Origin of the sequence: Klebsiella sp. CB_Kp196 (assembly GCF_040061575.1) — a bacterium.
GTDB classification, from domain to species: Bacteria; Pseudomonadota; Gammaproteobacteria; order Enterobacterales; family Enterobacteriaceae; genus Klebsiella; species Klebsiella michiganensis.
The window spans coordinates 42,537-68,368 of sequence record NZ_JBEAFH010000058.1 but is presented as its reverse complement, the minus strand read 5'-3'; the positions used below and the strand labels follow the sequence as shown (position 1 = coordinate 68,368).

The following is a 25,832-nucleotide window of genomic DNA, read 5'->3' as shown; positions in this document are numbered from 1 at the left end:
TTTTTATTTTCAAATTTATTTTCAATAAATAAAAAAAATAGCTGATATCGATAATCAGCCATTTAAATAAGATGAATTATTTTTTGAAAATGTTATTCAATACGAGATTTTCTTGTGCAGCAGTAGAAAGCTGGATTGAATCATTTAAAAGGTTAACAAACGAATCATGGAATATTTGTCTTTCGGTTAAATCAGTCCAATCTAAAAGCAAGGCTTCTTCTACTGAGATCCAAACGATTTTGATATGTTTTTCTGCTAAATAAATTTTAAATCGTTCTTCTGGTGTTCTAAGTGCATGTGATAATATTTTATTTTTGTTATCTGAATCTAACTCATTATCTATATGCCAAAACGGTTGTGGGATCGTGAAGTCGATCAGTGAATTGAATGCAAGTCCTCTAACTTGAGCAGCTTCCATACTGTTTTTAACTTTATGAGCATCTCTCCAAATTTTTAAATCCTTCAACAAATAATTTATCCGTTGATTTCGAGCTTTACTATTTTCTTCCTGATATTGAATGTATTCAGGGCCACCACCATTCTGCCTATAACGAGCTAATGTTTTCGGGCTAACACCTAAATAAATGGCTGCTAATTCTGCATTCAGTGTTGTATCGTCAGGCATATCACCAAATAGCTTCCAGACTTCCGATAATTCTCTCAGTGTAGCTACAATACTCATCTTTTATCCTTTTACTCTGGCAATGGTGGATATTTTGCTGATGCTAATAGTGCATTATACAATTTAGGTGCAGTCATAAGCATGTGCAACTCAATCCTTTGTAATGCCTCATAGATTCGTTCTTCATCGGGAATAGCATATCGTTCTGTCGGATCAGTGGTATTACGATGGTTAAGCAATCTCTTAACGACAGCATATGAAGTAAGTTCTTCTGCAACTCTTCCGAAAGTTCGTCTTAGGTCATGCATACCAAGTTTTACGATCTCAGCTTCTGAACACAGATACTCTCTCAAACTTTTGCTATCCGAATAGTGTCCAACTTTGCTTCTTTTGGAACGGGCCGGGAAAACCCACATAAGTCTTTCTGGACGAGTTTCTGCTTCCTGAACAATGTCCCTTCTGTCCTCAAGTAACCGTTTCACAGCATCACAAATCGGAAGCTCATGATCGTTTCGATTCTTAGTGTCGTAGAATCGAATGAGCCGATTTTCAAGATCTACATAGCTTGTCGTTTTAGCTTCTTCCTTTGTAAGAGACTCTCGCCAGCACAGAGAAGCTGTTTCTTCTTTCCTGGCACCTAAGAGAACCGTCAACAGCAGGTAATCACAGCCTAAACGATTGAAACTTCTTTTGTTATGTAATGCTGTTAAAAATCGTCCAAGAGTATCTTTTGGCGAAAGCGGATTTCTGACACCTTTTGCTTTGTAGCTGTCTTCCAGTTCTGATCGAGTCCTGAACTTCTTCTGCACCTTTAAAATTGAGAAAGGGTTATATGACAATGATGGTTGTCGTTGTTGAGTCTGTGCATTACTTGCTTCGATATCGATTGCATGTTTGACAGCAACATTTACCCAGCGAAATGTTTGCTCGGCTGCTGTCCTGGCTCTGCTGGCAATCTCATCAAACTTACGAAGAATTTCATTACCAGTTAAATCCTTCACTCGAAGTCCTGACCACTCCTTCAAACGGTTTTCTGCTTTATCAAGTACAGCCAAAGTATTCGGTTTAGCTGGTTTAGATCTACCCATTAAATGATTTCTGTATTGAGCAAACACTTCACTGATAGTGAGTTCTGCTGTGTCTAATTCCCTCTTGATTTTATTAGGGTTTCTTTTAGTGATGATCATTGTCTGAACTAACTGTCGGGCAGCTTCACGAGCTTGATCAATGTTCGGAAAATCAGACACATTCCCTACTTTCACTTTTAATACAGAACTTGGTTTCTTACCCTCACTCAAACTACGGTCACCAGAAGACACTCTTCTCTGGATTACATACGTTTTTTTCGTCAAACTTACCTTAACTCCGAATCCCACTGGGGCTTCCCTGTGATCATCAAAGACTATGTAAGGTTTTTGGTCGGAGTTAGCTTCGAAAACAACTTTTCCTGAGCTACTAAGTGCAGGTTTAACATTGATACTTAACTTGTTGATAATAAAAGACTGGCTGAGAGTTGTTTTCAAAGTATCACCACTGTTTGTAGCCCAAAAATGATTAGAAGGTAACTTACCACGTTCCAGGCTACAAGTGAGCTACAAATTTATCGATTTATATGGGTTCAAAGCGGTTTCACTTGGGGCCACTTGAGTACTTGAAAGACTTAAAAAACGAGTAAAATCAATATGAATGAGTCTATTGACAAGGATTTATCAGACCATACGCCAATGATGCAGCAGTATCTCAAGCTGAAAGCCCAGCACCCGGAGATTCTGCTGTTTTACCGGATGGGTGATTTTTACGAACTGTTCTATGACGATGCGAAACGCGCATCGCAGCTGCTGGATATCTCGCTGACGAAGCGCGGCGCCTCCGCGGGCGAACCGATTCCGATGGCCGGGATCCCCCACCACGCGGTAGAGAACTATCTGGCTAAGCTGGTTAATCAGGGCGAGTCGGTGGCCATTTGCGAACAGATTGGCGATCCGGCAACCACCAAAGGGCCGGTTGAACGCAAAGTCGTCCGCATTGTGACCCCGGGTACCATTAGCGATGAAGCGCTGCTGCAGGAACGCCAGGACAATCTGCTGGCCGCCATCTGGCAGGACAGTAAAGGTTTTGGCTACGCCACCCTCGATATCAGCTCCGGACGTTTTCGCCTGAGCGAACCCGCTGACCGCGAAACGATGGCGGCGGAGCTTCAGCGCACCAACCCCGCCGAGCTGCTGTACGCGGAGGATTTTGCCGAGTCGTCGCTGATTGAGGGCCGCCGCGGCCTGCGCCGCCGTCCGCTGTGGGAATTTGAAATCGACACCGCGCGCCAGCAGCTCAATCTCCAGTTCGGCACGCGCGATCTGGTTGGGTTCGGCGTTGAAAACGCCCCGCGCGGCCTGTGCGCCGCCGGCTGCCTGCTGCAGTACGTCAAAGACACCCAGCGCACGTCATTGCCGCATATCCGCTCCATCACGATGGAGCGCCAGCAGGACAGCATCATTATGGATGCGGCCACCCGCCGCAATCTGGAGATCACCCAGAACCTGGCCGGCGGCTTTGATAATACGCTGGCCTCGGTGCTCGACTGTACCGTGACTCCCATGGGCAGCCGTATGCTTAAGCGCTGGCTGCATATGCCGGCGCGCGACACCGCCGTGCTGGTAGAGCGTCAGCAGACCATCGGCGCGCTGCAGGAACATTACACCGAGCTGCAGCCGGTACTGCGCCAGGTCGGCGACCTCGAACGTATTCTGGCACGCCTGGCGCTGCGCACCGCCCGCCCTCGCGATTTAGCCCGTATGCGTCACGCTTTCCAGCAGCTGCCGGCACTGCGCGCGATGCTGGGGGACGTCGACTGCGCGCCAGTACAGCGGCTCCGGGAAAAGATGGGGGAATTTAGCGAGCTGCGCGAACTGCTGGAACGGGCGATTATCGATGCGCCGCCGGTACTGGTTCGCGACGGCGGCGTTATCGCCCCCGGCTATAACGCGGAACTCGATGAGTGGCGCAGCCTGGCCGATGGCGCGACCGATTACCTCGACAGACTGGAAGTTCGCGAGCGCGAGCGTCTGGGGCTGGACACGCTGAAGGTAGGCTACAACGCCGTCCACGGCTACTACATCCAGATTAGCCGCGGTCAGAGCCAGCATGCGCCGATCCACTACGTCCGTCGCCAGACCCTCAAGAACGCCGAGCGCTATATTATTCCTGAGCTGAAGGAGTATGAAGACAAAGTGCTAACCTCCAAAGGGAAGGCGCTGGCGCTGGAAAAGCAGCTGTACGATGAACTTTTCGATATGCTGCTGCCGCATCTTGGCGATCTGCAGCAGAGCGCCAGCGCGCTGGCGGAGCTCGATGTGCTGGTGAACCTCGCCGAGCGCGCGGAGACCCTCAACTACTGCTGCCCGACTTTTAGCGATAAGCCGGGTATTCGTATCAGCGAAGGCCGCCATCCGGTGGTTGAGCAGGTTCTGAAAGAGCCGTTCATCGCTAACCCGCTGCACCTCGCCCCGCAGCGGAGAATGCTGATTATCACCGGTCCGAATATGGGCGGTAAAAGTACCTATATGCGTCAGACCGCGCTGATCGCCCTGCTGGCGTATATCGGCAGCTACGTTCCGGCGGAAAAAGTCGACATCGGCCCCATCGATCGTATTTTCACCCGCGTCGGCGCGGCGGATGACCTGGCCAGCGGCCGCTCAACCTTTATGGTAGAGATGACCGAAACCGCCAATATTCTGCATAACGCCACCGAGCATAGCCTGGTGCTGATGGATGAAATCGGTCGTGGCACCTCGACCTACGATGGCCTGTCGCTGGCGTGGGCCTGCGCGGAAAATCTGGCGAACAAGATTAAGGCCCTGACCCTGTTTGCCACCCACTACTTCGAGCTGACCCAGCTGCCGGAGAAAATGGAAGGCGTGGCCAACGTCCATCTTGATGCTCTGGAGCACGGCGACACCATCGCCTTCATGCACAGCGTGCAGGATGGTGCGGCCAGTAAGAGCTACGGTCTGGCGGTTGCCGCGCTGGCCGGTGTGCCGAAAGAGGTGATTAAACGCGCGCGGCAGAAGCTGCGCGAGCTGGAAAGCATTGCGCCGAGCGCTGCCGCCACGCAGGTGGACGGTACCCAGATGTCGCTGCTTTCCGCTCCGGAAGAGACCTCGCCCGCGGTTGAAGCGCTGGAGAATCTTGACCCGGATTCGCTGACTCCGCGCCAGGCGCTGGAGTGGATCTATCGCCTGAAGAGCCTGGTGTAGTTCTCGTTTAACGTGAAAAAACGGCAGCGCCCTGCGGTGCTGCCGTTTTAACAAATGCAAACTGGGTGCGAGAGGATGCATCCTGACAACCAATACGCGGGGTTGCCCCCGCGCTGATGCTATTTCTTCGATTCGTAAGCGAGAACAGCTTTAAACTCCATACTACGCTCTTTAATACTGAGTTCGCATAGCGAGCTGCGCACCAAAAGCGTAAATCCCAGTACCGTAATACACAGTACGACGATTGCCACAAGGGCATATTTTGTTAGCATGTCTTGCCTCCCTGCAAAGAAGAGACTAACATCTGAATTGTTCAGGTTCATTCGTCAGCCTCAGTTGATAGAAATATCTTCTGGGGCTTTCGTCTATCTGAATCCTTGTCAATGCTCAAAGCCAGATAGCCTCAAGCACCCGCCGCTATTCTATATTTTCCCGGCCGCGAAGCTTATCGGTAATTTATCAAACCCGTTGATTTTATTATAAACTGGAAGAAGGCTCGCAAACGTATCTGCTCTATTAACCTTTTTTGATATTTAAAAATTTAATGACTACAGATTTCTCATTGATTCATTAAATATAAAAAAGGCCCGACTGAGCGGGCCCGTTTATTTTATCGTTTATCTTCCGCCAGCAGCGGCGGAATATGCGGCACCATTGGCGCGTCATCGATATCCTTTTGGGTCATGCGGAACGCTTCCGGATAATGTTCCCGGCTGGTGCGGCGTAGCGGTTCAGTATTCCGCCAGGTGTAGAAACAGTGCTGGCACTGAAATACCGTCCAGACATCTTTTACCGGCGATGTTGCCAGCACTTCAATATGTTCATCGGCGCAGCGTGGACAAATCATCTTCTTCTCCTTATTTACGGTTGGCCAGCATGGCGGTCAGTTTTTCAGCCCAGGCTTTGGTTTCAGGAAGATCCTGTACCGGCTGGCTGTAGTGGCCGCGCAGATCGGGCGCAACCGGCGTGGTGGCGTCGATAATCAGTTTGTCGGTGATCCCCGCCGGGCTGGAGCCTGGATCAAGCTCCAGGACCGACATATTCGGCAGTTGCACCAGGTCACCCGCCGGGTTGACCTTCGACGACAGCGCCCACATCACCTGCGGCAGGTTGAACGGGTCGACGTCTTCATCAACCATGATCACCATCTTCACGTAGCCCAGGCCGTGCGGCGTGGTCATCGCCCGCAGACCCACCGCGCGGGCAAAGCCGCCGTAGCGTTTTTTGGTGGAGATAATCGCCAGCAGGCCGTGGGTGTACATCGCGTTGACGGCCTGCACCTCCGGGAACTCGGCCTTCAGCTGCTGATACAGCGGTACGCAGGTGGCCGGGCCCATCAGGTAGTCGATCTCGGTCCACGGCATACCAAGATAGAGGGACTCGAAAATCGGCTTGCTGCGGTAGGAAACCTTATCGATACGCACCACCGTCATATTACGGCCACCCGAGTAGTGGCCGGTAAATTCGCCGAACGGGCCTTCAATTTCGCGCTTGCGGCTTTCAATCACCCCTTCGAGGATCACCTCTGACCCCCACGGTACGTCGAAGCCGGTCAGCGGCGCGGTGGCGATAGGGTACGGGCTTTCACGCAGCGCGCCGGCCATCTCATATTCCGACTGATCGTATTTCAGCGGCGTGGCGCCCATCAGGGTGATAATCGGATCGTTGCCCAGGGTAATGGCGATCGGCAGATCTTCACCGCGCTCTTCCGCTTTGTGCAGGTGTAAGGCGATATCATGCATGGGCACCGGCTGGAGGCCGAGCTTACGTTTACCCTTCACCTCCATACGGTAAATGCCGACGTTTTGCTTGCCAAAATTATCCGGGTCGAGGGGATCGCGAGAAACCACGCAGGCTTTATCGAGATAAAAACCACCGTCGCCGTCGTTAAGACGGAACAAGGGCAGAATATCAAACAGATTAATGTCTTCACCGTCGACGCTATTTTCCGCCCACGCCGGATTTGCCCGCCGCTCCGGCGTTACCGGAAACTTATCCCAACGGCGAATAAACTCGTCGATCTGCTTTTTCACCGGCGTATTCGGCGGCAAGCCCAGCGAGATAGCGTGGTTCTGCCAGGAACCGATGGTGTTCATTGCCACGCGCGCATCGGTAAATCCGCGAATATTATCGAACCAAAGCGCCGGCGCGCCATCGCCGATGCGTCCGGTGGCGTTTGCCGCCGCGGCCAGATCCGGTTCCGCGTTCACTTCTTCGCTAATTTTCAGCAGTTGCCCCTGGTCGTCCAGCGCCTGCAAAAAGCTGCGCAAATCATCAAAAGCCATTATTCATTCTCCTGTGATACATTCTCTACCGCCCGCAACCCGCTCCAGCGGCGCGCTTTGTGATACTCCAGACCGAACTGATCCAGCACCCGCGTGACAACGTGGTCAGTGACGTCCTCAATGGTTTTGGGATGGTTGTAATAAGCGGGCATGGGCGGCACCATCGCCACCCCCATGCGTGACAGGGCCAGCATGTTTTCCAGATGGATCGTGCTCAACGGCATTTCACGCGGCACCAGCACCAGCTTACGCCCCTCTTTCAGCACCACATCCGCGGCCCGCCCCACCAGCCCCTCGGCATAACCGGCACGGATACCCGCCAGCGTTTTCATACTGCAGGGGATAACGATCATGCCGTCGGTACGAAACGAACCCGATGAGATGACGGCGGCCTGGTTCGCCGGACTGTGCGAGAAATCGGCCAGCGCAGCCACTTCACGGGCGCTGTAAGGCGTTTCCAGCTCAATGGTGGTTTTGGCCCACTTTGACATCACCAGATGCGTTTCCACTTCCGGCATCTCTCGAAGCGCTTTGAGCAGCGCCACACCCAGCGGAGCGCCCGTCGCTCCGGTCATCCCTACGATTAGCTTCATCATCGCCTCACAATTGTTCGTATACGAACGTTTTTATTAAAACTACCCTTGATGAGCTTTTCGTGCAAGTACGTTCGTACATGGCCGCATTTTTCATCAAAACAGGAAAAATGCTAAAACCCCTCCCGAACGGCTATCATAGAACCGACGGTTTGATTACGGAGTTGTCATGGAGTTAAAAAACGAGGCGTTTCACCTGCTACGCCAGCTTTTTCAGCAGCACACCGCCCGCTGGCAGCTTGAACTGCCGGACCTCACCAAACCGCAGTATGCGGTGATGCGTTCCATTGCCGAACATCCCGGCATTGAACAGGTGACGCTAACGGAAGCGGCGGTCAGCACGAAAGCGACGCTGGCGGAGATGCTGAGCCGAATGGAGAGCCGCGGTCTGGTTCGTCGCGAACACGATCCGGCGGACAAACGCCGTCGGTTTGTCTATTTAACCGCAGAAGGCGAAGCGCTACTGGCAAGCTCAATGCCGCTGGGTAACGCCGTTGATGAAGAATTTTTAGGTCGGCTGAACGATGAAGAGCGCCAGCAGTTTTCGCAAATCATCCACAAGCTGATAGCGCGAGAACCCAATTAACCCAGGCGCTCGCGGAGAAAATCAATAAACGCCCGGACCCTGACGGGAACGTGCTGCGCGTCCGGGTAAACCGCGTACACCCCCTGGCGCGGAAAGCTAAACGCCGGCATCACCTTCACCAGCGCGCTGTCTGCCAGCGCAGCGGCCACCAGCCATTCGGGCAGCAGCGCGATGCCGCTGCCCGCCAGCGCAAAGGCCATCAGCGCGCTGGCGCTATCTGCCGACAGCCGCGGCGCCTGTTTAATCTCGAAGGCGATGCTCTCCTCATCGGGCCCGGTAAGCGGCCAGCGGAGCGGCGCGGTCAGACGTTCATGAATAATCCACGCCGCGTGGGCCAGCTCCTCAAGCGTCTTTACAGGATGCTGCGCCAGCCATGATGGGGCAGCAACCGGGACGATGGCAAAACGCGATATCAGCGCCGCGCGGTAGCGCGAATCCGCCAGCGTCCCGAGGCGAATCGCCACGTCAAACCGTTCGGAGATTAAATCCGCGTGGTGAGAAGAAGAAACATGGCGCACGCGGAGCGCTGGATGCCGCTGGCTGAACTCCGCCAGCGCCGGGATAATCACCTGCGCGCCATATTCTGGCGTCGTTGTGATCCGCAGTTCACCGCTCAACCCCACATGGCTGCCCCGGACGTCGTCCTGCAGGTTTTCCGCCGCTTTCAGCAGCGCGACCCCGCGATGATAGAAGAGCGAACCGGCTTCCGTCAGCGTAAGCCGCCGGGTCGATCGCAACAGCAGCGTAACCCCCAGCTCGCTCTCCAGCTGGCGAATGTTGAAACTCACCACCGCCTTGGTCTGCCCCAGGGCCGTCGCCGCCGCGGTAAAACTTCCGCTATCGACCACCGCTACAAACATGTTCATCCGCTGCAGGTTCAGCATCGCGCCGCCAATTGTCAAAAAATTTCAGACAGTATATCTCCGAATGTCGTGTTTATTCGCCCTGACGCTGAGGTTTACAGTAGCGGCCTTCACGGGGGGTTTAATCAATGACGTATCGCAGCAAGGTCGCAACCGTTTTTCTGCTGGGTTTCTTTCTCGACTTAATCAATATGTTCATCGCCAGCGTCGCCTTTCCGGCGATGGGCCGGACGCTGCACGCGTCGGTGGGCGAACTGGCGTGGGTCAGCAATGGCTATATTGCCGGGCTCACGCTGGTACTGCCGTTTAGCGCCTGGCTCAGCCAGCAGTTTGGTACCCGGCGGGTATTCCTGCTTTCGCTCAGCATATTTAGCTTTGGGGCTCTGGCCGCAGGAATGGCCGACTCGTTGACCAGCCTTGTCATGTGGCGCGCCCTGCAGGGGATGGGCGGCGGACTATTGATTCCGCTAGGCCAGTCGCTGACCTGGCAACAGTTCAGGCCTCACGAGCGGGCGAAACTTTCCGCCGCGGTGATGCTGGTCGGGCTGCTGGCGCCGGCGTGCTCGCCGGCGATCGGCGGGGTGCTGGTGCAATCGCTCAGCTGGCGCTGGGTTTTCTTTGCCAGCCTGCCGATCGCGCTGCTGACGTTCGGACTGGCAGCGCTGTGGATTAAGGATGAGAGACGCGTCGCGCGGCCGGGGGGACTCCTGCGTCTCTCACTACTGCGCGATCCGCTGCTGCGCTTTTCAATGCTGGTCTATCTCTGCGTGCCGGGGACTTTTATTGGCATCAATGTCGTCGGGATGTTTTATTTACAAAGCGTGACGGGGATGTCGCCCTCCGCCATCGGCGCCCTGATGCTTCCGTGGTCGCTGGCCTCGTTTGTGGCGATCGCGACGACCGGCCGCTATTTCAATCGTCTCGGCCCTCGCCCGCTTATCGCGGTCGGCTGCCTTCTCCAGGCAGTCGGGATCGTCACCCTGGCTGGCGTCAATGCCCATACCGCCAGCAGTATGCTAATCGCGGCATTTATATTCATGGGCGCAGGCGGCAGCCTGTGCAGCAGTACGGCCCAGAGCAGCGCGTTTCTGAATGTGGCGAACGGCGATATGCCGGACGCCAGCGCGCTGTGGAATCTTAACCGCCAGCTCAGTTTCCTGATGGGATCTGCGCTACTGGCAGCCTTACTGAGCGCCTTTTTGCTTTACTGGCCAACGCCGCAGGCGTGGCGTGGCGTATTTATCGCCGCCGCCGCGTTGACCCTGGCGCCGCTGCTGGGCTGCCTTACCTTCGATAACCGGGCGATAATCATGCGCCTGCACGGTAAAATGGAGAACAAATGAATCGCTATATTGCGGAAGTTATTGCGGCCCACGTGGCTATAGAAAACTGGCTGAATCAGGGTGAAGGGAGTGCCGACGCGCTGATGCGTCGCTTTAGCCCGGACTTTACCATGATCCCGATAAACGGTATGCGCATGGATCATCAGGCGGTCAGCGCCTTTTTTCACGGGGCTCGCGCCAGCCGTCCAGGCTTAAAGATTGTCGTCGATAGTGCCGCCATACTTGCCGAATGGCGCGATGGCGCAGCGGTGAGCTACCGGGAAACACACGCGCTCCCCGGCAAAGCGGAAACCGCGCGCTGGTCGACGGTTCTTTTCCGTCTGCAGGAAGAGAAAATCATCTGGCGGCACCTCCACGAGACGGCGATCGCGTAAGCGACGGAGGCCCAAAAAAGAAAAAGGCCCAATCAAACGATTGAGCCTTTTTTAAGAAAGGTGTCTTACTCGCGGAACAGCGCTTCGATGTTCAGCCCCTGGCTTTGCAGGATCTCCCGCAGACGGCGGAGACCTTCTACCTGGATCTGACGCACGCGTTCGCGGGTCAGGCCAATTTCGCGGCCCACATCCTCAAGCGTCGCGGCTTCATAGCCGAGCAGACCAAAGCGACGAGCCAGCACTTCACGCTGCTTGGCGTTCAGTTCGAACAGCCATTTGACGATGCTTTGTTTCATGTCATCGTCCTGCGTGGTGTCTTCCGGGCCGTTGTCTTTTTCATCGGCCAGAATATCCAGCAGCGCTTTTTCCGAGTCGCCGCCCAGCGGTGTATCCACCGAGGTAATGCGCTCGTTCAGACGCAGCATCCGGCTCACGTCATCAACTGGCTTATCCAGCTGTTCGGCTATCTCTTCCGCGCTTGGCTCGTGGTCCAGCTTATGGGACAACTCGCGTGCGGTACGCAGATAAACGTTCAGCTCTTTGACGATATGGATAGGTAAACGAATGGTACGGGTTTGGTTCATGATCGCCCGTTCAATCGTTTGGCGAATCCACCAGGTCGCGTAAGTCGAAAAACGGAACCCACGTTCCGGGTCAAACTTCTCAACTGCGCGAATCAGCCCCAGGTTACCTTCTTCAATCAGATCCAGCAGAGCCAGACCGCGATTGCCGTAACGGCGGGCTATCTTGACGACCAGACGCAGGTTACTTTCGATCATCCGGCGGCGTGACGCAACGTCACCACGCAGCGCGCGACGCGCAAAATAAACCTCTTCTTCGGCCGTCAGCAGTGGGGAATAACCAATCTCTCCAAGATAAAGCTGCGTCGCATCGAGCACCCGTTGGGTTGCTCCCTGCGAAAGAAGCTCTTCCTCAGCCAGATCGCTATCACTGGGTTCCTCTTCAACTAAGGCTTTCTCATCAAAAACCTCGACTCCGTTCTCATCAAATTCCGCGTCTTCATTTAAATCATGAACTTTCAGCGTATTCTGACTCATAAAGATGGCTCCTACCCGTGATCCCTGAGCAAAGCACCTTCCGCTAAACATCACTTAAAAGACGCCCGGACGAGAACCTTTTCTGCCCCGGTAAAGCAGGCATTCTGGCCGCCCTGGCGCCTCTTTTAGCGATACTGAGCTTATCCGTACTTTGCCAAATTATCGCTGCGGTAAATACTGCAGCGGGTTGACGGATTTCCCCTTGTAACGAATTTCAAAATGCAAACGTGTAGAACTTGTACCTGTGCTACCCATGGTAGCGATTTTCTGCCCCGCCTTGATATCTTGTTGCTCTTTTACCAGCATCGTATCGTTATGTGCGTAGGCGCTCAGGTAATCATCGTTGTGTTTGATGATAATAAGATTACCGTAACCGCGCAGTGCGTTACCGGCATAGACGACGCGCCCGTCTGCGGTCGCGACAATAGCCTGTCCTTTACTGCCTGCAATATCAATACCTTTATTGCCACCTTCGGCACCACTAAAGTTCTCGATAACCTTGCCATCAGTCGGCCAGCGCCATGAAGAGATCGGCGAACTGGTTGACGTACTGCTTGCAGTCGATTGGGTTGTGCTGACAGCCGGGGCCGTAACAGGCGCGACGGTTGTCGTCGTCGTCGCAGGCTTGTTATTCGGCAACATCTTATTAGCACTCTGTTCACCTGAAGATTCAGAATACGTAATAGTTGGTTGGGACGCAACCACCGCGGTGGATTTTTGTGCAGAATTTGCGGTTAACATCCCGCCGCTGCTGGCCTTCACGCTGGCCTGGGCGACAGGGTTATCTCCGGTGATTGGCTGACCGGACGCGTTGCCAACCTGCAGCGTCTGACCCACGTTCAGACCGTACGGCGCCGGGATATTATTACGCTGCGCCAGGTCGCGGAAGTCGTTCCCGGTGACCCACGCAATATAGAATAGCGTGTCGCCGCGTTTAACAGTATAGGTACTGCCGCCGGTGTAGCTACCTTTCGGAATATCCCCATACTTACGGTTGTAGACAATTTTGCCGTTCACCGTTTGTACCGGCTCCTGAGCCATCGGCTGAACCTGAGCGGGCTGCGTCTGCACCGGCTGCGTTTGTACCGGGCGCGCCTGCGGAACGTTATTTGACGGAGGCGTGATCAGCATTCCGGAATTCGTGCTGGAAGACGAAGTCCCGCCAGCCGAGCTGACCGGCGCAGGCGGATTGTTGGAGCTGCTGCAGCCTGCCAGCCACAGTGACACCAGTGATAAAGCCGCAATGCGGCTTAAGGTAAAATTTGGGCTTCCCGCGCTCATTTATCCCCCAGGAATATGTTAACTACCAATATCTTGCTCACCGGACGGCGCCCGGCCAGGACACGAAAAATGCGTCCACCCTATGCCTAATTGCAGGCAAAAAAACCTGGAATAATCCGGGTTCAGGCTAACTCCCCCTTCACGAGGGGAACAAAGCGCACGGCTTCGACAGTATCAATGACAAACTCGTTGCCGCGCCGACGGATCCGCTTCAGGAACTGATGCTCTTCGCCAACCGGCAGCACCAGTACGCCGCCATCGTCCAGCTGCGCCAGCAGCGCGGCCGGAATTTCCGGCGGCGCGGCGGTAACGATAATCGCGTCGAACGGCGCACGCGCCTGCCAACCCTGCCATCCATCGCCGTGACGGGTTGAAACATTATGTAAATCAAGTTGTTTAAGGCGACGGCGCGCGTGCCACTGCAAACTCTTAATTCGCTCAACCGAGCAAACGTGATGCACCAGATGCGCCAGAATCGCCGTCTGATAGCCAGAGCCGGTGCCGATTTCCAGCACCCGGGACTCCGGCGTTAGCGTCAGAAGCTCGGTCATCCGCGCCACCATGTAGGGTTGCGAGATGGTTTGCCCCTGACCAATCGGCAGCGCCGTGTTTTCCCACGCCTTATGTTCAAAGGCTTCATCAACAAACTTTTCTCGCGGCACCATGGCGATCGCGTTCAGCACGCGCTCGTCAATAATGCCCTGCGTGCGGAGCTGATTGAGAAGACTTTCAACACGTTTACTTACCATTGCGTATCAACTCCAACGCGATCCAGCCAGCCGCTAACCACCTCATGCGCGCCGTGGGCGGTTAAATCGACGTGTAGCGGCGTGACCGACACATAGCCTTCATCCACGGCGGCAAAGTCGGTATCCGGCCCAGCGTCGTACTTTTCGCCCGGCGGTCCGATCCAGTACAGCGTATTGCCGCGCGGATCTTTTTGCGGGATCACCTGGTCGGAAGGATGGCGACTGCCGCAGCGGGTCACGCGGATACCTTTGATCTGCTCAAGAGGCAGATCCGGCACGTTGATATTGAGAATGCGCCCGGTGCGCAGCGGCTCGCGGCCTAAAGCGCGCAGAATAGAGCAGGTGACCGCAGCGGCGGTATCGTAATGCTGATAGCCGTTTAGCGAGACGGCCAGCGCCGGAAAGCCCAGATGACGGCCTTCCATCGCGGCGGCAACGGTGCCGGAATAGATGACGTCGTCACCGAGGTTGGGTCCGGCGTTAATGCCGGAAACCACGATATCCGGACGCGGCCGCATCAGGGCGTTGACCCCGAGATAAACACAGTCCGTCGGCGTGCCCATCTGTACGGCGATATCGCCGTTATCAAAAGTGAAAGTGCGAAGCGAAGATTCCAGCGTCAGGGAGTTCGACGCTCCGCTGCGGTTACGATCGGGTGCAACTATCTGAACCTCAGCGAATTCCCGTAAGGCCTTTGCCAGGGTCTGAATGCCCGGCGCATGAATCCCATCATCGTTACTCAGCAATATTCGCATAGTCACCCGTTGTATTGATAAGCTCCCTTACTACGCTGGTGGCGAAGCTGCCCGCGGGCAGCCAGAAACGCAGTTCAACGGTAACGTCATCCCACCAGTTCCAGCTCATCTGCTGGGGATAAAGCAGCATCGCCCGGCGGGCGGCCTCTACTTTTTCACGCACCAGCAGCGCCTGTAGCTGCGTCTCTTCGGCCACTGCCGCCTGTTCGGCGGCCAGCGCATCCCGTTGGCTTCCCCAGTCGCCGCTGCCCACAAGCGCAGCGGTAATCATCAGCTCGCGGTTATCTACCCGCGCCTGGAGTTCCGTCAGTTCTTCAGAGGCCGCAACGAACCAGCTTCCGCGCCCCGCTAATTGTAGCGCATCGCCATCAACAACCTGATTAAATTCCGGTTTTTTTAATCTAATACCAACCTGTTGATTAAACAATGCGCTGCGGGCCGCCGACAACCAAAAACTGCGTTTATTGCGATCGCGCACCGGCGCGCCGCTCTCGGCCCAGCGCAGCGCCCCCAGCAGGTTACTGCCGCCGATACCGAAGCGCTGGGCGCCAAAATAGTTGGGTACGCCATGCTCAGCAATCGCCTGTAAACGCGTTTCGACATCGTCGCGATCGCTGATTTCGCGCAGCACCAGCGTAAACTGGTTCCCCTTCAGCGCCCCGAGGCGCAGCTTGCGCTTATGGCGCGCGTACTCCAGCACCTGACAGCCTTCAAGCTGAAATTTGCTCAGGTCGGGCATCTCTTTGCCCGGCACTCGGGCGCACAGCCACTGTTCAGTGACCGCGTGTTTGTCCTTCTGCCCGGCAAAGCTCACTTCACGCGCATGAATTTTAAGGAATTTTGCCAGCGCGTCAGCAACAAAACGGGTATTGCAGCCGTTTTTCAGAATACGCACCAGCACATGCTCGCCTTCGCCGTCAGGCGCAAAGCCGAGATCCTCAACCACCACGAAGTCCTCCGGGTTGGCTTTTAGCAGCCCCTGGCTCAGCGGTTTTCCATGCAGATAAGTGAGTTCGTCAAAAGCGATCATTTCTCCGCCTTACGCAGCAGCGCCACCGCTTCACAGGCAATGCCTTCGCCGCGACCGGTAAAGCCCAGCTTTTCCGTGGTGGTGGCTTTGACGTTAACATCGTCCATATGGCAACCGAGATCTTCGGCAATAAAGATGCGCATCTGGGGAATATGCGGCAGCATTTTTGGCGCCTGGGCGATAATGGTGACGTCAACGTTGCCAAGGGTATAGCCTTTCGCCTGAATCCGCCGCCACGCTTCGCGCAGCAGTTCGCGGCTGTCGGCGCCCTTAAAGGCCGGGTCGGTATCCGGGAACAGCTTGCCGATGTCGCCCAGCGCCGCCGCGCCGAGCAGCGCATCGGTCAGCGCGTGCAGCGCGACGTCGCCGTCGGAGTGGGCCAGCAGCCCTTTCTCGTAGGGTACGCGCACGCCGCCGATGATGATTGGGCCTTCACCGCCAAAAGCGTGTACGTCAAAACCGTGTCCAATTCGCATTAAGCCTTCTCCTGGTGTCGGGAACGGGTAAGGTAAAATTCGGCCAGCGCCAGGTCTTCCGGGCGCGTCACTTTAATATTATCAGCTCGTCCGGCGACCAGTTCAGGATGAAAGCCGCAGTACTCCAGCGCCGAGGCTTCGTCGGTGATGGTCGCCCCTTCATTAAGCGCCCGCGTCAGGCAATCAACAAGCAGTTCGCGAGGGAAAAATTGCGGCGTCAGCGCGTGCCATAAATCGTTACGTTCAACGGTATGGGCGATGGCTGCCCTGCCCGGCTCCGCGCGCTTCATCGTGTCGCGAACCGGAGCGGCCAGAATGCCGCCCGTACGGCTGGTTTGGCATAGCTGAAGCAGGCGGCTGAGATCGTCCTGGTGCAGGCAGGGGCGCGCGGCATCGTGCACCAGCACCCAGTCGGCTTCGCCAAGAACCTTCAGGCCAGCGAGAACGGAGTCCGCGCGTTCCGTGCCGCCATCAACGACGGTGATTTGGGAGTGGTTCGCCAACGGCAGTTGGCTGAAGCGAACGTCGCCCGGGCTGACGGCAATCACCACCCGCTGTATAAGGGGGTTTGCCAACAGCGCGGCGACCGCGTGCTCGAGAATCGTTTTGTTACCGATTGAGAGATATTGTTTAGGGCATTCCGTTTGCATGCGGCGGCCAAAACCGGCTGCCGGCACCACGGCGCAAACGCCCGGAAAAGTGGCTGCCATGTTGTAATCCTGGGCCTGTTTATCGATTATTCTGCTGTTGCCCCGCGGCCTGGTTGCGTTTTGACGCATCCGGCACCAGACGATAAAACGTTTCGCCCGGGCGGGTCATACTGAGTTCATTGCGCGCGCGCTCTTCGATAGCTTCCTGACCGCCGTTGAGGTCGTCAATTTCGGCGAACAGCTGATCGTTGCGTGCTTTTAATTTAGCGTTCGTTGCCTGCTGCGCGGAGACATCGTCGTTAACCCGGCTATAGTCGTGCAGACCATTTTTGCCGAACCATAGCGAGTACTGCAGCCAGACCAGCAAAGCCAATAACAGCAGCGTTAGTTTACCCATCCTGCCCCCTGAAAAACGGCATCATCATCCCATAACTCGCCCGAGTTCTCTACTCTGGCGCGCGGACGACGCCGCGTAACGCGGGGACTGTACCACATTTTTACCGTTGATACCCAGGCTAGATTCATTCGTAGAAAGGACTACCCCAGTAGCCAGAGGAACAGCAGACCGAACATCAGTCCGACGGTTAAAATCGTCGCGCAGACGCTGTACTGAAGTTTGCCGTCCATCAGCGAATGCAGCGCGATGCCAACCACGACGGCAACCGGCATTAATGCCAGGAAGAACGGCCAAGTGTAGAGGAAGACAAATAGCGTGTTACTGCCATAGATCAGGAAGGGAATACCCAGCGCCAGCAGCCATGAAATAAAGCCAACAGCAGCGCCCGACAGAGACCAGGTGGTCTCGTCGCTGACTGCCGGCGGCGGTTCTGAACGAATAATACTGATGTTCTGGGTATTGCGCATATCGAATCCTGTTGACCTGGCGATCGGCATCCTGTGATGATGCCGCTGCCGTTTCAGGATCTGATAATATCGCTCTGTCGTAGCAGGTCTAATAATTGGTGCACCAAATTTGTTACCAATTGTTCACCGTCGAGGTGAATTTCGGCGCGCTCCGGGGATTCATACACTGAATCAATTCCGGTAAAGTTGCGCAGCTCCCCGGCCCGTGCCTTCTTGTACAGCCCTTTCGGATCCCGCGCTTCGCAGATCGCCAGCGGCGTATCGACAAAGACTTCAATAAAGCGCCCTTCGCCCAAACGTTCGCGCACCATCTGCCGCTCTGCGCGATGCGGTGATATAAACGCAGTCAATACTACCAGCCCGGCATCCACCATCAGCTTCGCCACTTCACCCACCCGGCGAATGTTTTCTTTGCGGTCGTCGTCGCTGAAGCCAAGATCGCTGCACAGGCCGTGACGCACGTTATCGCCATCCAGTAAATAGGTGCTCACGCCGAGCCGATGCAGCGCCTCTTCCAGCGCGCCGGCAACGGTGGATTTCCCCGAGCCCGAAAGCCCGGTGAACCACAGCACCACGCCGCGATGGCCATGATGCTGCTCGCGCTGCTCCTGCGTGACAGGATGTGCGTGCCAGACGACGTTTTCGTCATGTCGGGCCATTACTTGCCTCCCAGCAGGTCGCGGGCGTCCCAGTGCGGGAAGTGCTTGCGAATAAGCTGGTTCAGCTCAAGCTCAAACGCGCTGTATTGCGAAGCGCCTGCCTGAGCCTGCTCGTTCGGTTCGCGTACCATCCCTGCGCCAACGGTCACGTTGGTCAAACGATCGATAAAAATCAGGCCCCCGGTGACCGGGTTATCCTGGTATTTATCCAGCACCAGCGGCTCGTCGAAAGTCAGATCCACCAGCCCAATGCCGTTGAGCGGCAGCGATTCCACTTCGCGCTGGGTCAGGTTGTTAATATCAACCTGGTAGCGTACGCCATCCACGCGGGCGCGGGTTTTCTTACCGGCGATTTTAATGTCATAGCTCTGGCCAGGCGTTAGGGCCTGCTCCGCCATCCATACCACATCAACGCTGGCGCTTTGTACCGCAGGCAGAGAGACCGTCGCGTCCACCAGCAGGTCACCGCGGCTGATATCAATTTCATCCTTCAGCACGAGAGTGATCGCTTCCCCGGCCGCCGCTTCCGGCAGATCGCCGTCAAAGGTGACAATGCGCGCCACGGTGGATTCTACCCCCGACGGCAGCACTTTCAGGCGCTGTCCTACGCTCACGCTGCCGGCGGCAACCGTACCGGAGAACCCGCGGAAGTCGAGGTTCGGGCGGTTGACGTACTGCACCGGGAAGCGCAGCGGCTGGCTTTCCACCACGCGCAGAATCTCAACGGTTTCCAGCACTTCCAGCAGCGTAGGGCCGCTGTACCACGGCATTTTATCGCTCTGGCTGGCGACGTTGTCCCCTTCAAGCGCGGAAAGCGGGACAAAGCGAATGTCGAGATCGCCTGGCAGCTGTTCAGCAAAGGTCAGATACGCTTCACGAATGGTGTTAAAGGTATCTTCGCTAAAATCGACGAGGTCCATTTTGTTCACCGCCACCACCAGGTGTTTGATCCCCAGCAGCGTGGAGATAAAGCTGTGACGACGGGTTTGATCGAGCACGCCTTTGCGCGCGTCGATCAGCAGGATCGCCAGGTCGCAGGTTGACGCGCCGGTCGCCATGTTGCGGGTATATTGTTCGTGTCCCGGGGTGTCGGCGATAATAAATTTGCGCTTCTCGGTAGAGAAGTAACGGTAGGCGACGTCGATGGTGATGCCCTGCTCACGCTCGGCCTGCAGACCGTCCACCAGCAGCGCCAGATCGAGTTTTTCGCCCTGGGTACCGTGACGTTTGCTGTCGTTATGCAGCGAAGAGAGCTGATCTTCGTAAATCTGACGGGTATCGTGCAGCAGGCGGCCAATCAGCGTACTTTTGCCGTCGTCGACGCTGCCGCAGGTCAAAAAGCGCAGCAGGCTTTTGTGCTGCTGGGCATGCAGGTAGGCTTCAACGCCGCCTTCATTGGCAATTTGTTGTGCAATAGTCGTATTCATGGCGGCTCCTTAGAAATAACCCTGACGTTTCTTCAGCTCCATGGAGCCTGCCTGGTCGCGGTCAATCACGCGCCCCTGTCGTTCGCTGGTGGTCGAGACCAGCATCTCTTCGATGATCTCCGGCAGCGTTTGCGCATTGGACTCCACCGCGCCGGTCAGCGGCCAGCAGCCGAGGGTGCGGAAGCGTACCATCTGTTTTTTGATCATCTCGCCGGGCTGTAAATTGATGCGATCGTCATCGATCATCATCAGCATCCCGTCGCGCTCCAGCACCGGACGCTCCGCCGCCAGGTACAGCGGAACAATTTCAATATTTTCCAGATAGATGTACTGCCAGATGTCCAGCTCGGTCCAGTTGGAGAGCGGGAACACGCGGATACTTTCGCCCTTGTTAATCTGGCCGTTATAGTTGTGCCACAGCTCCGGGCGCTGGTTTTTCGGATCCCAGCGGTGGAAGCGGTCGCGGAAGGAGTAAATACGCTCTTTAGCGCGGGATTTCTCTTCATCGCGACGGGCGCCGCCGAACGCGGCATCGAAGCCGTATTTGTTCAGCGCCTGCTTGAGGCCTTCGGTTTTCATGATATCGGTATGCTTGGCGCTGCCGTGAACGAACGGGTTAATCCCCATCGCTACCCCTTCCGGGTTTTTGTGCACCAGCAGCTCACAGCCGTAGGCTTTAGCTGTACGGTCACGGAACTCGTACATTTCGCGGAATTTCCAGCCGGTATCGACGTGCAGCAGCGGGAACGGCAGGGTGCCCGGATAAAACGCTTTACGCGCCAGATGCAGCATCACGCTGGAGTCTTTGCCGATGGAGTACATCATCACCGGGTTAGAGAATTCGGCGGCCACCTCACGAATGATATGGATGCTTTCCGCCTCCAGTTGCCGCAGGTGAGTAAGTCGTTTTTGGTCCATAACCGTTCCTTAAGCCAGATTTACTACAGAAGCCTTAAAGGCGTCTGAGGATGAGGTGTGTTGAAACCAGGCGAGCTGTTGATGTAATTGCACCACTTCACCCACCACCAGCAGCGCGGGCATCGGGGCGTCTTTCGCCAGGTTTTCAAGCTGTTGTAATGTGCCGGTCTTCGTTTGCTGATCGGCGCGAGTGCCGCGCGAGATTACCGCCACCGGGGTATCGCCTCCGCGGCCGTTGGCGATCAGCTGAGCGCTGATTTCCGCCGCTTTCAGGCTACCCATATAAATGGCCAGGGTCTGGCCGCTTTGCGCCAGCCGCGCCCAGTCGAGCGGCGAATTTTCAGCGCCAAAGTGCCCGGTAATAAAGGTTACGCTCTGGGCATAATCACGATGCGTCAGCGGAATACCGGCATAAGCCGTTACGCCCGCCGCCGCCGTGACGCCCGGGACGACCTGAAACGGAATGCCCGCTGCGGCTGCGGCCTGCAGCTCTTCACCGCCGCGGCCAAAAATAAACGGGTCGCCGCCCTTCAGGCGAATCACCGTTTTGCCCGTTTTCGCCGCTTCCAGCAGCAGGCGGTTGATCTCCTGCTGCGGTACAGATACGCCGGCGGCGCTTTTGCCGACGCAGATTGTCTCCGCGTCCCGGCGCACCAGTTCACGTACTTCCGGGGTGACCAGGTTGTCGTAAAACACCACATCCGCCTGCTGAAGGGCCTGCAGGCCGCGCAGGGTCAGCAATCCGGCATCGCCTGGCCCTGCCCCGACGAGAATAATTTCACCAGGGCGTTTTTCCGGCTGCCGAAGTTCATCTTCCAGCGCTTTTTCCGCTTCATCTTTATTGCCCGCCAGCATCAGGCTGGCAAAGCGACCGGTAAACACGCGCTCCCAAAAGCGGCGGCGTTCGGCGGTGGTTTTCAGATGGGTTTTAATATGGTGACGCCAGTAGCTCGCCGTTTCAGCCAGCCGCCCCAGGTTGGTGGGCAGCAGCGCTTCGATTTTTTCGCGCAAAATCCGCGACAGCACCGGCGCTTTTCCGCTGGAAGAGATAGCCACCAGCAGCGGAGAGCGATCGACAATGGATGGAAAGACAAACGAGCACAGCGCCTGATTATCCACGACGTTGACCAGCCGATAGCGCGCGTTAGCCGCGACATAAACGCGTTGGTTCAGCTCGTCATCTTCCGTGGCGGCAATCACCAGGAATACGTCGTCAAGCTGCTGCTCTTCGAATACGGTTGCCCGCCACTGAATTTCCTCGCGCTCGACCTTTTCGGCAAGTTCCGGTATCAACGTTTCGGCGACAATTTGCACCTTCGCTTCAGCACGCAGCAAAAACGTAATCTTACGCGCGGCTATCTCGCCGCCGCCGATCACCAGCACGGGTCTGTCTTTCACTTCGGCAAATATCGGCAAGTATTCCACTGCGCAACAACTCTCTTACAATCAGCAATAGAGCGACTATAGGGTGCGGTTTAGAGCAAATGAAATTACGAAATGGAATGAGTTGTTACTCAAAAGAATAACGACCTGGGAAAGCAAATATCAAAAAGTGCTTAACACGCGGTTTTTCCACCATTTAAGAGCGATTGAAATTGTTTAACCCCGGTCACAGTTTCATACTACGCGGGTGAAATTGTTTTAAGTGCTAAAGGACCCCCTATGTTTTCCGCATTGTGCCGTCGCCTGCTCCCCCTGGCGTTGGGCGCAGGTTTTGTCTTCTCCGCCGCCCCGGCATTCAGCGCCCCGGGCGAAACTGCCAATGCCCAGGCTCGTCATATCGCCACCTTTTATCCCGGAAGAATGACCGGCACGCCGGCCGAGATGCTGTCGGCCGATTATCTCCGCCAGCAGTTCGCCCAGATGGGCTACCAGAGCGATGTGCGCAGCTTCAATACCCGTTACGTCTATACCGATAGCAATCAGCGTAAAAACTGGCATAACGCCACCGGCAGTACGGTGATCGCCGCTCATGAAGGCCAATCTCGTCAGCAGATTATTATTATGGCGCACCTGGATACCTACGCGCCGCAGAGCGATAAAGATGTTGAAAACAACCTCGGTGGCCTGACCCTGCAGGGGATAGACGACAACGCGATGGGTCTCGGCGTCATGCTGGAACTTGCTGAACAGTTAAAGAACGTTCCTACCCGTTACGGTATTCGCTTCGTTGCCACCAGCGGCGAAGAAGAAGGCCGGCTGGGTGCGCAGAATCTGCTTAAGCGCATGAGCGACGCGGAAAAGAAAAACACCCTGCTGGTGATTAATCTCGATAACCTGGTGGTGGGCGATAAGCTGTACTTTAATAGCGGCCGCAGCACGCCAGCATCGGTGCGCAAGCTCACCCGCGACCGGGCGCTGGCTATCGCCCGTAGCCACGGCATAGCGGCCTTCACCAATCCTGGGATGAACCGGGACTTCCCGAAAGGCACCGGCTGCTGCAACGACGCCAGCGTTTTTGATAGCGCCGGGATCCCGGTACTGTCGGTGGAAGCGACCAACTGGTCATTAGGTAAGAAAGACGGTTATCAGCAGCGGAGCAAATCACGCAGCTTCCCGCAGGGCACGAGCTGGCATGACGTACAGCTGGATAACCTGCAGTATATTGATAAAGCGCTGCCGGGGCGTATTGAGCATCGCGGACGCGATGTGATGAAAGTGATGCTGCCGCTGGTGAAAGAACTGGCGAAGGCGGAGAAGAGACCCGCCTCAAAATAGACTAACGGTAAAAATCCGGCAACAAGGACTGTCGCCATGATGCGTTTTCATTTTTTAATACCGCTAGCACTTCTCCGGGAGTGCTTTTTTAACAATCCTCGCTCAATCAGCAGGCGGTATGTCTCTCGCCGTCTCCACAGCCAGAAGTCATTCAGCTTGCTGGCCAACCTGCGGGGAAAAGGGGTTTTCCTGTACCGTTGGCTGGGCACCGTCCTGTTGCCTGGACGGCGCAAGCACCGTCTGAACACACCGCTACAATCCGCGTAACCGATCCGTTGGATTTACGTTAGAGCGCTTCGAAAATATCTTCAGAATACCCGGAAGGCACATCCCTATCAGAATCAATCCTCCCCCGAAAATAACATTGGCGGAAAACGTTTCATGCAATAACCAGAGTGCGAATAGTGCGGAAAACACCGGCTCCAGATTGTAAATCAGAACGGCTCGCGTTGGCGTTGAATACCGCTGGAAATGCGCCTGAACCCAAAAAGCAATGACAGTAGAAAAGACTGCCGTTATCCCTAGCGCGATGACAAGCTTGCTACTCCAGTTACAAGGGAGAATCTCACCTCCGCTGATGTGCTGTAGCCCCAGAAAGATTACGGCCATCGTAGAGATCTGTAAAAACGTTAGTGTCATATTATTATGACGCGCGCAGAAACGATCGAGCGCAATAATATGTATGGCGGTGAACAACGATCCAATAACAACCAGCCCATCTCCCAGATGGAGCTGCCATCCCTGGATATCGGCCATCAGATATAAACCCGCAAGACCAAACAATGTCGCTAATATCGCGTCAAAAGAGGGGCGTTTCCCCATCAATGGTCCCGTGAGCAATAAGACCCAAATGACGCTGAGCCCCGCAAGAAAACCGGTATTTGAGGCCGTTGTTAACTGAAGACCATAAATAAGGAACACAAATGAAGTTCCCAATAGCAGACCCAGTAGTAGACCAGACAGCAATGTTTGTCGCGATAATGTTCCCAATCCTCTCAAGCTGAACGGCAGCAAAAAGAAGGCCGAAAGCAGAAAGCGTAGCCCTAACACCATCATTACCGGATAGGTATTGACCACCATTTTCATAACCGGAAAACCAATCCCCCAACCCGCCGCGACAACGGCCAGCAATAGCTCGGCAACCCAGCGTTTTGGCACTCTGGGCTTCATTTAATCCCCCCCAGGCGCTGTGCTGTACCGGCAAGCAACTCCACTGCTGTTTTAAGTTCTTCACGCTCCGTCATATGGCTAAAGCTCATGCGAATTGCCCCTTGAAGCAAGGCATCATCCAGCCCCATAGCGCTTAAAACATGGCTGGGTTTTTGTTCCGTTGAATGACAGGCTGAGGCACTACTGAGCGCAACTTTCATTTTGAGTTTTTTCAGAAGCATACTGGACTTAATGCCAGGCAAAGAGAAGTTCACGGTATTAGGCAGGCTTTGCGTCCTACAGCCATTTATCACAACGTCCGGCATTATTGATTCGAGGAGATCGATAAAATAACTCTTCATCTCTTTTTGAAACGCAATGCGCTGCGGATATGAGGAGATAAACAGCTCAGTAGCCTTTGCCATTCCAGCAATAGCAGGAAGATTCACTGTGCCGCTACGGATGCCTGACTCCTGACCTCCTCCATGAATGAGTGGCGAGTGCCGGAGGATGTCAGGCCGTGAGCTGTAGAGTGCGCCGACGCCTTTGGGGCCATAGAATTTATGAGCTGAAAAACTGACAAAATCAGGGCTGGACTGTGTCACCGAGAAGGGGAGTTTCCCCACGAGCTGGGCGGCGTCGCTATGGAATAATATACCGTGCTGGCGCGCTATAATTCCAATTTGATCCAGAGGCTGTAGAACACCAGTTTCATTATTCGCTGCCATGACAGAAATTAGTCGAGTTTCTGGACGGATAGCCTCTTTTAGAGCCTCAATGGAGACGCGTCCCAGACGATCGACAGGCAGAAAAGTAATGTCGACACCGTGTCGCCTGACATACTCACAAACTTTTAGCAGGCATTCGTGCTCAATCGAACTGGTAATGATATGAATGTTGCCGGTGTGTAAGAAGTAATCACACACAGCTCGAATAACCGTGTTATTTGCTTCAGAAGCACCAGAATTGAAAGTGATAAATTCCGCATTGGCCCCAATCATTTGTGCCACAATGGCCCTGCACTCTTCTAAATAATTTTGCGCTCTGATCCCTTCATAATGACTGACAGAAGATGCATTGGCGAAGTATTCGTCAAAGCAGTGTATAACAGTAGCGCGGACTTCAGGAGCCATGTTGGTTGTTGCGTTATTATCCAGATAAATCATGTTTATATCCACTTCC

The 25,832-nt window shown here is 55.1% G+C and carries 27 protein-coding genes; 5 read left to right on the top strand and 22 right to left on the bottom strand.

Annotation, left to right across the window (positions count from 1 at the left end; genetic code table 11):
* Positions 1-76: 76 nt before the first annotated feature.
* Positions 77-682, bottom strand: a complete 606-nt coding sequence (locus ABLU87_RS21335) for a hypothetical protein (RefSeq protein WP_213811231.1) — start codon at positions 680-682, stop codon at positions 77-79.
* Positions 683-693: 11 nt separating this feature from the next.
* The gene (locus tag ABLU87_RS21330) at positions 694-2,145 is read right to left on the bottom strand and encodes a tyrosine-type recombinase/integrase (protein ID WP_122116661.1); all 1,452 of its coding nucleotides are present in this window, start codon (positions 2,143-2,145) and stop codon (positions 694-696) included.
* A gap of 159 nt (positions 2,146-2,304) precedes the next feature.
* Here ABLU87_RS21330 and mutS point away from each other — a divergent pair, with 159 nt between their 5' ends.
* On the top strand, positions 2,305-4,872 hold the full coding sequence (gene mutS, locus ABLU87_RS21325) for a DNA mismatch repair protein MutS (RefSeq protein ID WP_122116662.1): 2,568 nt from the start codon (positions 2,305-2,307) through the stop codon (positions 4,870-4,872).
* A 119-nt stretch (positions 4,873-4,991) separates the two neighbouring features.
* Here mutS and ABLU87_RS21320 read toward each other — a convergent pair whose 3' ends face one another.
* The 4 genes from ABLU87_RS21320 to ABLU87_RS21305 form a co-directional block, all read right to left on the bottom strand.
* A complete protein-coding gene (locus ABLU87_RS21320) occupies positions 4,992-5,144 on the bottom strand; it encodes a Hok/Gef family protein (RefSeq protein WP_009651623.1) in 153 nt (50 codons plus the stop codon).
* Between the two features lie 338 nt (positions 5,145-5,482).
* On the bottom strand, positions 5,483-5,719 hold the full coding sequence (locus ABLU87_RS21315) for a non-oxidative hydroxyarylic acid decarboxylases subunit D (protein WP_004853596.1): 237 nt from the start codon (positions 5,717-5,719) through the stop codon (positions 5,483-5,485).
* 10 nt (positions 5,720-5,729) lie between these two features.
* Positions 5,730-7,157 (bottom strand): non-oxidative hydroxyarylic acid decarboxylases subunit C, encoded by a 1,428-nt coding sequence (locus ABLU87_RS21310; RefSeq protein WP_004114871.1) that lies wholly within the window; start codon positions 7,155-7,157, stop codon positions 5,730-5,732.
* On the bottom strand, positions 7,157-7,750 hold the full coding sequence (locus ABLU87_RS21305) for a non-oxidative hydroxyarylic acid decarboxylases subunit B (protein WP_116281024.1): 594 nt from the start codon (positions 7,748-7,750) through the stop codon (positions 7,157-7,159). Before ABLU87_RS21305 ends, ABLU87_RS21310 begins: the two co-directional genes overlap by 1 nt.
* A 169-nt stretch (positions 7,751-7,919) precedes the next feature.
* On the opposite strand from ABLU87_RS21305, the gene ABLU87_RS21300 reads away from it, so the two are divergent.
* On the top strand, positions 7,920-8,336 hold the full coding sequence (locus tag ABLU87_RS21300) for a MarR family transcriptional regulator (RefSeq protein WP_004853601.1): 417 nt from the start codon (positions 7,920-7,922) through the stop codon (positions 8,334-8,336).
* Here ABLU87_RS21300 and ABLU87_RS21295 read toward each other — a convergent pair.
* Positions 8,333-9,220: a LysR family transcriptional regulator gene (locus tag ABLU87_RS21295; RefSeq protein ID WP_014839360.1), complete on the bottom strand. Its 888-nt coding sequence runs from the start codon at positions 9,218-9,220 to the stop codon at positions 8,333-8,335. The two genes, ABLU87_RS21300 and ABLU87_RS21295, sit on opposite strands and share 4 nt — an antisense overlap.
* Positions 9,221-9,327: 107 nt before the next feature.
* Here ABLU87_RS21295 and ABLU87_RS21290 point away from each other — a divergent pair, with 107 nt between their 5' ends.
* Together ABLU87_RS21290 and ABLU87_RS21285 are read left to right on the top strand one after the other, a co-directional pair.
* Positions 9,328-10,542 (top strand): MFS transporter, encoded by a 1,215-nt coding sequence (locus ABLU87_RS21290; protein WP_122116663.1) that lies wholly within the window; start codon positions 9,328-9,330, stop codon positions 10,540-10,542.
* Complete coding sequence (locus ABLU87_RS21285) at positions 10,539-10,916, top strand: DUF4440 domain-containing protein (RefSeq protein ID WP_122116664.1); 378 nt, start codon at positions 10,539-10,541, stop codon at positions 10,914-10,916. The genes ABLU87_RS21290 and ABLU87_RS21285 overlap by 4 nt, the downstream gene beginning before the upstream one ends.
* Positions 10,917-10,981: 65 nt before the next feature.
* Here ABLU87_RS21285 and rpoS read toward each other — a convergent pair whose 3' ends face one another.
* From rpoS to cysG, 13 genes are all read right to left on the bottom strand, one after another.
* A complete protein-coding gene (gene rpoS / locus ABLU87_RS21280; protein ID WP_004104962.1) occupies positions 10,982-11,974 on the bottom strand; it encodes an RNA polymerase sigma factor RpoS in 993 nt (330 codons plus the stop codon).
* A gap of 159 nt (positions 11,975-12,133) precedes the next feature.
* A complete protein-coding gene (gene nlpD / locus ABLU87_RS21275; protein WP_223852525.1) occupies positions 12,134-13,195 on the bottom strand; it encodes a murein hydrolase activator NlpD in 1,062 nt (353 codons plus the stop codon).
* Positions 13,196-13,377: 182 nt separating this feature from the next.
* Positions 13,378-14,004 (bottom strand): protein-L-isoaspartate(D-aspartate) O-methyltransferase, encoded by a 627-nt coding sequence (locus ABLU87_RS21270; RefSeq protein WP_009651549.1) that lies wholly within the window; start codon positions 14,002-14,004, stop codon positions 13,378-13,380.
* Complete coding sequence (surE, locus tag ABLU87_RS21265; RefSeq protein WP_025106440.1) at positions 13,998-14,759, bottom strand: 5'/3'-nucleotidase SurE; 762 nt, start codon at positions 14,757-14,759, stop codon at positions 13,998-14,000. The genes ABLU87_RS21270 and surE overlap by 7 nt, the downstream gene beginning before the upstream one ends.
* On the bottom strand, positions 14,740-15,789 hold the full coding sequence (truD, locus tag ABLU87_RS21260; protein ID WP_122116665.1) for a tRNA pseudouridine(13) synthase TruD: 1,050 nt from the start codon (positions 15,787-15,789) through the stop codon (positions 14,740-14,742). The genes surE and truD overlap by 20 nt, the downstream gene beginning before the upstream one ends.
* Positions 15,786-16,265, bottom strand: coding sequence for a 2-C-methyl-D-erythritol 2,4-cyclodiphosphate synthase (gene ispF, locus ABLU87_RS21255; RefSeq protein WP_004853615.1), 480 nt, complete (start codon positions 16,263-16,265; stop codon positions 15,786-15,788). Before ispF ends, truD begins: the two co-directional genes overlap by 4 nt.
* Positions 16,265-16,975: a 2-C-methyl-D-erythritol 4-phosphate cytidylyltransferase gene (gene ispD / locus ABLU87_RS21250; protein WP_004853617.1), complete on the bottom strand. Its 711-nt coding sequence runs from the start codon at positions 16,973-16,975 to the stop codon at positions 16,265-16,267. The genes ispF and ispD overlap by 1 nt, the downstream gene beginning before the upstream one ends.
* A 19-nt stretch (positions 16,976-16,994) precedes the next feature.
* Positions 16,995-17,312 carry a cell division protein FtsB gene (ftsB, locus tag ABLU87_RS21245; protein ID WP_004104977.1) on the bottom strand — a complete coding sequence of 106 codons (318 nt, stop codon included), beginning with the start codon at positions 17,310-17,312 and terminating at the stop codon, positions 16,995-16,997.
* A gap of 140 nt (positions 17,313-17,452) precedes the next feature.
* Positions 17,453-17,779, bottom strand: coding sequence for a DUF3561 family protein (locus ABLU87_RS21240; RefSeq protein WP_014839365.1), 327 nt, complete (start codon positions 17,777-17,779; stop codon positions 17,453-17,455).
* A gap of 53 nt (positions 17,780-17,832) precedes the next feature.
* On the bottom strand, positions 17,833-18,438 hold the full coding sequence (gene cysC, locus ABLU87_RS21235; RefSeq protein ID WP_004124289.1) for an adenylyl-sulfate kinase: 606 nt from the start codon (positions 18,436-18,438) through the stop codon (positions 17,833-17,835).
* Entirely contained in the window at positions 18,438-19,865 is a 1,428-nt protein-coding gene (gene cysN, locus ABLU87_RS21230) for a sulfate adenylyltransferase subunit CysN (RefSeq protein WP_049071674.1), read from the bottom strand. The genes cysC and cysN overlap by 1 nt, the downstream gene beginning before the upstream one ends.
* A gap of 9 nt (positions 19,866-19,874) precedes the next feature.
* A complete protein-coding gene (gene cysD, locus ABLU87_RS21225; protein ID WP_004104981.1) occupies positions 19,875-20,783 on the bottom strand; it encodes a sulfate adenylyltransferase subunit CysD in 909 nt (302 codons plus the stop codon).
* Positions 20,784-20,792: 9 nt separating this feature from the next.
* Positions 20,793-22,199, bottom strand: coding sequence for a siroheme synthase CysG (gene cysG, locus ABLU87_RS21220; RefSeq protein ID WP_180978530.1), 1,407 nt, complete (start codon positions 22,197-22,199; stop codon positions 20,793-20,795).
* A gap of 246 nt (positions 22,200-22,445) precedes the next feature.
* On the opposite strand from cysG, the gene ABLU87_RS21215 reads away from it, so the two are divergent.
* Positions 22,446-23,501 (top strand): aminopeptidase, encoded by a 1,056-nt coding sequence (locus ABLU87_RS21215; RefSeq protein ID WP_025106436.1) that lies wholly within the window; start codon positions 22,446-22,448, stop codon positions 23,499-23,501.
* Between the two features lie 252 nt (positions 23,502-23,753).
* On the opposite strand, the gene ABLU87_RS21210 is transcribed toward ABLU87_RS21215, so the two are convergent.
* Together ABLU87_RS21210 and ABLU87_RS21205 are read right to left on the bottom strand one after the other, a co-directional pair.
* Entirely contained in the window at positions 23,754-24,671 is a 918-nt protein-coding gene (locus tag ABLU87_RS21210) for a DMT family transporter (protein ID WP_122116666.1), read from the bottom strand.
* Positions 24,668-25,816: a cysteine desulfurase family protein gene (locus tag ABLU87_RS21205; protein ID WP_122116667.1), complete on the bottom strand. Its 1,149-nt coding sequence runs from the start codon at positions 25,814-25,816 to the stop codon at positions 24,668-24,670. The genes ABLU87_RS21210 and ABLU87_RS21205 overlap by 4 nt, the downstream gene beginning before the upstream one ends.
* Positions 25,817-25,832: the final 16 nt, after the last annotated feature.

Excerpts from the sequence above, each read along its gene's own strand:
- ABLU87_RS21335 (WP_213811231.1), bottom strand. The coding sequence starts at position 682 with ATGAGTATTGTAGCTACACTGAGAGAATTATCGGAAGTCTGGAAGCTA.
- mutS (WP_122116662.1), top strand. The coding sequence starts at position 2,305 with ATGAATGAGTCTATTGACAAGGATTTATCAGACCATACGCCAATGATG.
- ABLU87_RS21320 (WP_009651623.1), bottom strand. The coding sequence starts at position 5,144 with ATGCTAACAAAATATGCCCTTGTGGCAATCGTCGTACTGTGTATTACG.
- ABLU87_RS21315 (WP_004853596.1), bottom strand. The coding sequence starts at position 5,719 with ATGATTTGTCCACGCTGCGCCGATGAACATATTGAAGTGCTGGCAACA.
- ABLU87_RS21310 (WP_004114871.1), bottom strand. The coding sequence starts at position 7,157 with ATGGCTTTTGATGATTTGCGCAGCTTTTTGCAGGCGCTGGACGACCAG.
- ABLU87_RS21305 (WP_116281024.1), bottom strand. The coding sequence starts at position 7,750 with ATGAAGCTAATCGTAGGGATGACCGGAGCGACGGGCGCTCCGCTGGGT.
- ABLU87_RS21300 (WP_004853601.1), top strand. The coding sequence starts at position 7,920 with ATGGAGTTAAAAAACGAGGCGTTTCACCTGCTACGCCAGCTTTTTCAG.
- ABLU87_RS21295 (WP_014839360.1), bottom strand. The coding sequence starts at position 9,220 with ATGCTGAACCTGCAGCGGATGAACATGTTTGTAGCGGTGGTCGATAGC.
- ABLU87_RS21290 (WP_122116663.1), top strand. The coding sequence starts at position 9,328 with ATGACGTATCGCAGCAAGGTCGCAACCGTTTTTCTGCTGGGTTTCTTT.
- ABLU87_RS21285 (WP_122116664.1), top strand. The coding sequence starts at position 10,539 with ATGAATCGCTATATTGCGGAAGTTATTGCGGCCCACGTGGCTATAGAA.
- rpoS (WP_004104962.1), bottom strand. The coding sequence starts at position 11,974 with ATGAGTCAGAATACGCTGAAAGTTCATGATTTAAATGAAGACGCGGAA.
- ABLU87_RS21270 (WP_009651549.1), bottom strand. The coding sequence starts at position 14,004 with ATGGTAAGTAAACGTGTTGAAAGTCTTCTCAATCAGCTCCGCACGCAG.
- surE (WP_025106440.1), bottom strand. The coding sequence starts at position 14,759 with ATGCGAATATTGCTGAGTAACGATGATGGGATTCATGCGCCGGGCATT.
- truD (WP_122116665.1), bottom strand. The coding sequence starts at position 15,789 with ATGATCGCTTTTGACGAACTCACTTATCTGCATGGAAAACCGCTGAGC.
- ispF (WP_004853615.1), bottom strand. The coding sequence starts at position 16,265 with ATGCGAATTGGACACGGTTTTGACGTACACGCTTTTGGCGGTGAAGGC.
- ispD (WP_004853617.1), bottom strand. The coding sequence starts at position 16,975 with ATGGCAGCCACTTTTCCGGGCGTTTGCGCCGTGGTGCCGGCAGCCGGT.
- ftsB (WP_004104977.1), bottom strand. The coding sequence starts at position 17,312 with ATGGGTAAACTAACGCTGCTGTTATTGGCTTTGCTGGTCTGGCTGCAG.
- ABLU87_RS21240 (WP_014839365.1), bottom strand. The coding sequence starts at position 17,779 with ATGCGCAATACCCAGAACATCAGTATTATTCGTTCAGAACCGCCGCCG.
- cysC (WP_004124289.1), bottom strand. The coding sequence starts at position 18,438 with ATGGCCCGACATGACGAAAACGTCGTCTGGCACGCACATCCTGTCACG.
- cysN (WP_049071674.1), bottom strand. The coding sequence starts at position 19,865 with ATGAATACGACTATTGCACAACAAATTGCCAATGAAGGCGGCGTTGAA.
- cysD (WP_004104981.1), bottom strand. The coding sequence starts at position 20,783 with ATGGACCAAAAACGACTTACTCACCTGCGGCAACTGGAGGCGGAAAGC.
- ABLU87_RS21215 (WP_025106436.1), top strand. The coding sequence starts at position 22,446 with ATGTTTTCCGCATTGTGCCGTCGCCTGCTCCCCCTGGCGTTGGGCGCA.
- ABLU87_RS21210 (WP_122116666.1), bottom strand. The coding sequence starts at position 24,671 with ATGAAGCCCAGAGTGCCAAAACGCTGGGTTGCCGAGCTATTGCTGGCC.
- ABLU87_RS21205 (WP_122116667.1), bottom strand. The coding sequence starts at position 25,816 with ATGATTTATCTGGATAATAACGCAACAACCAACATGGCTCCTGAAGTC.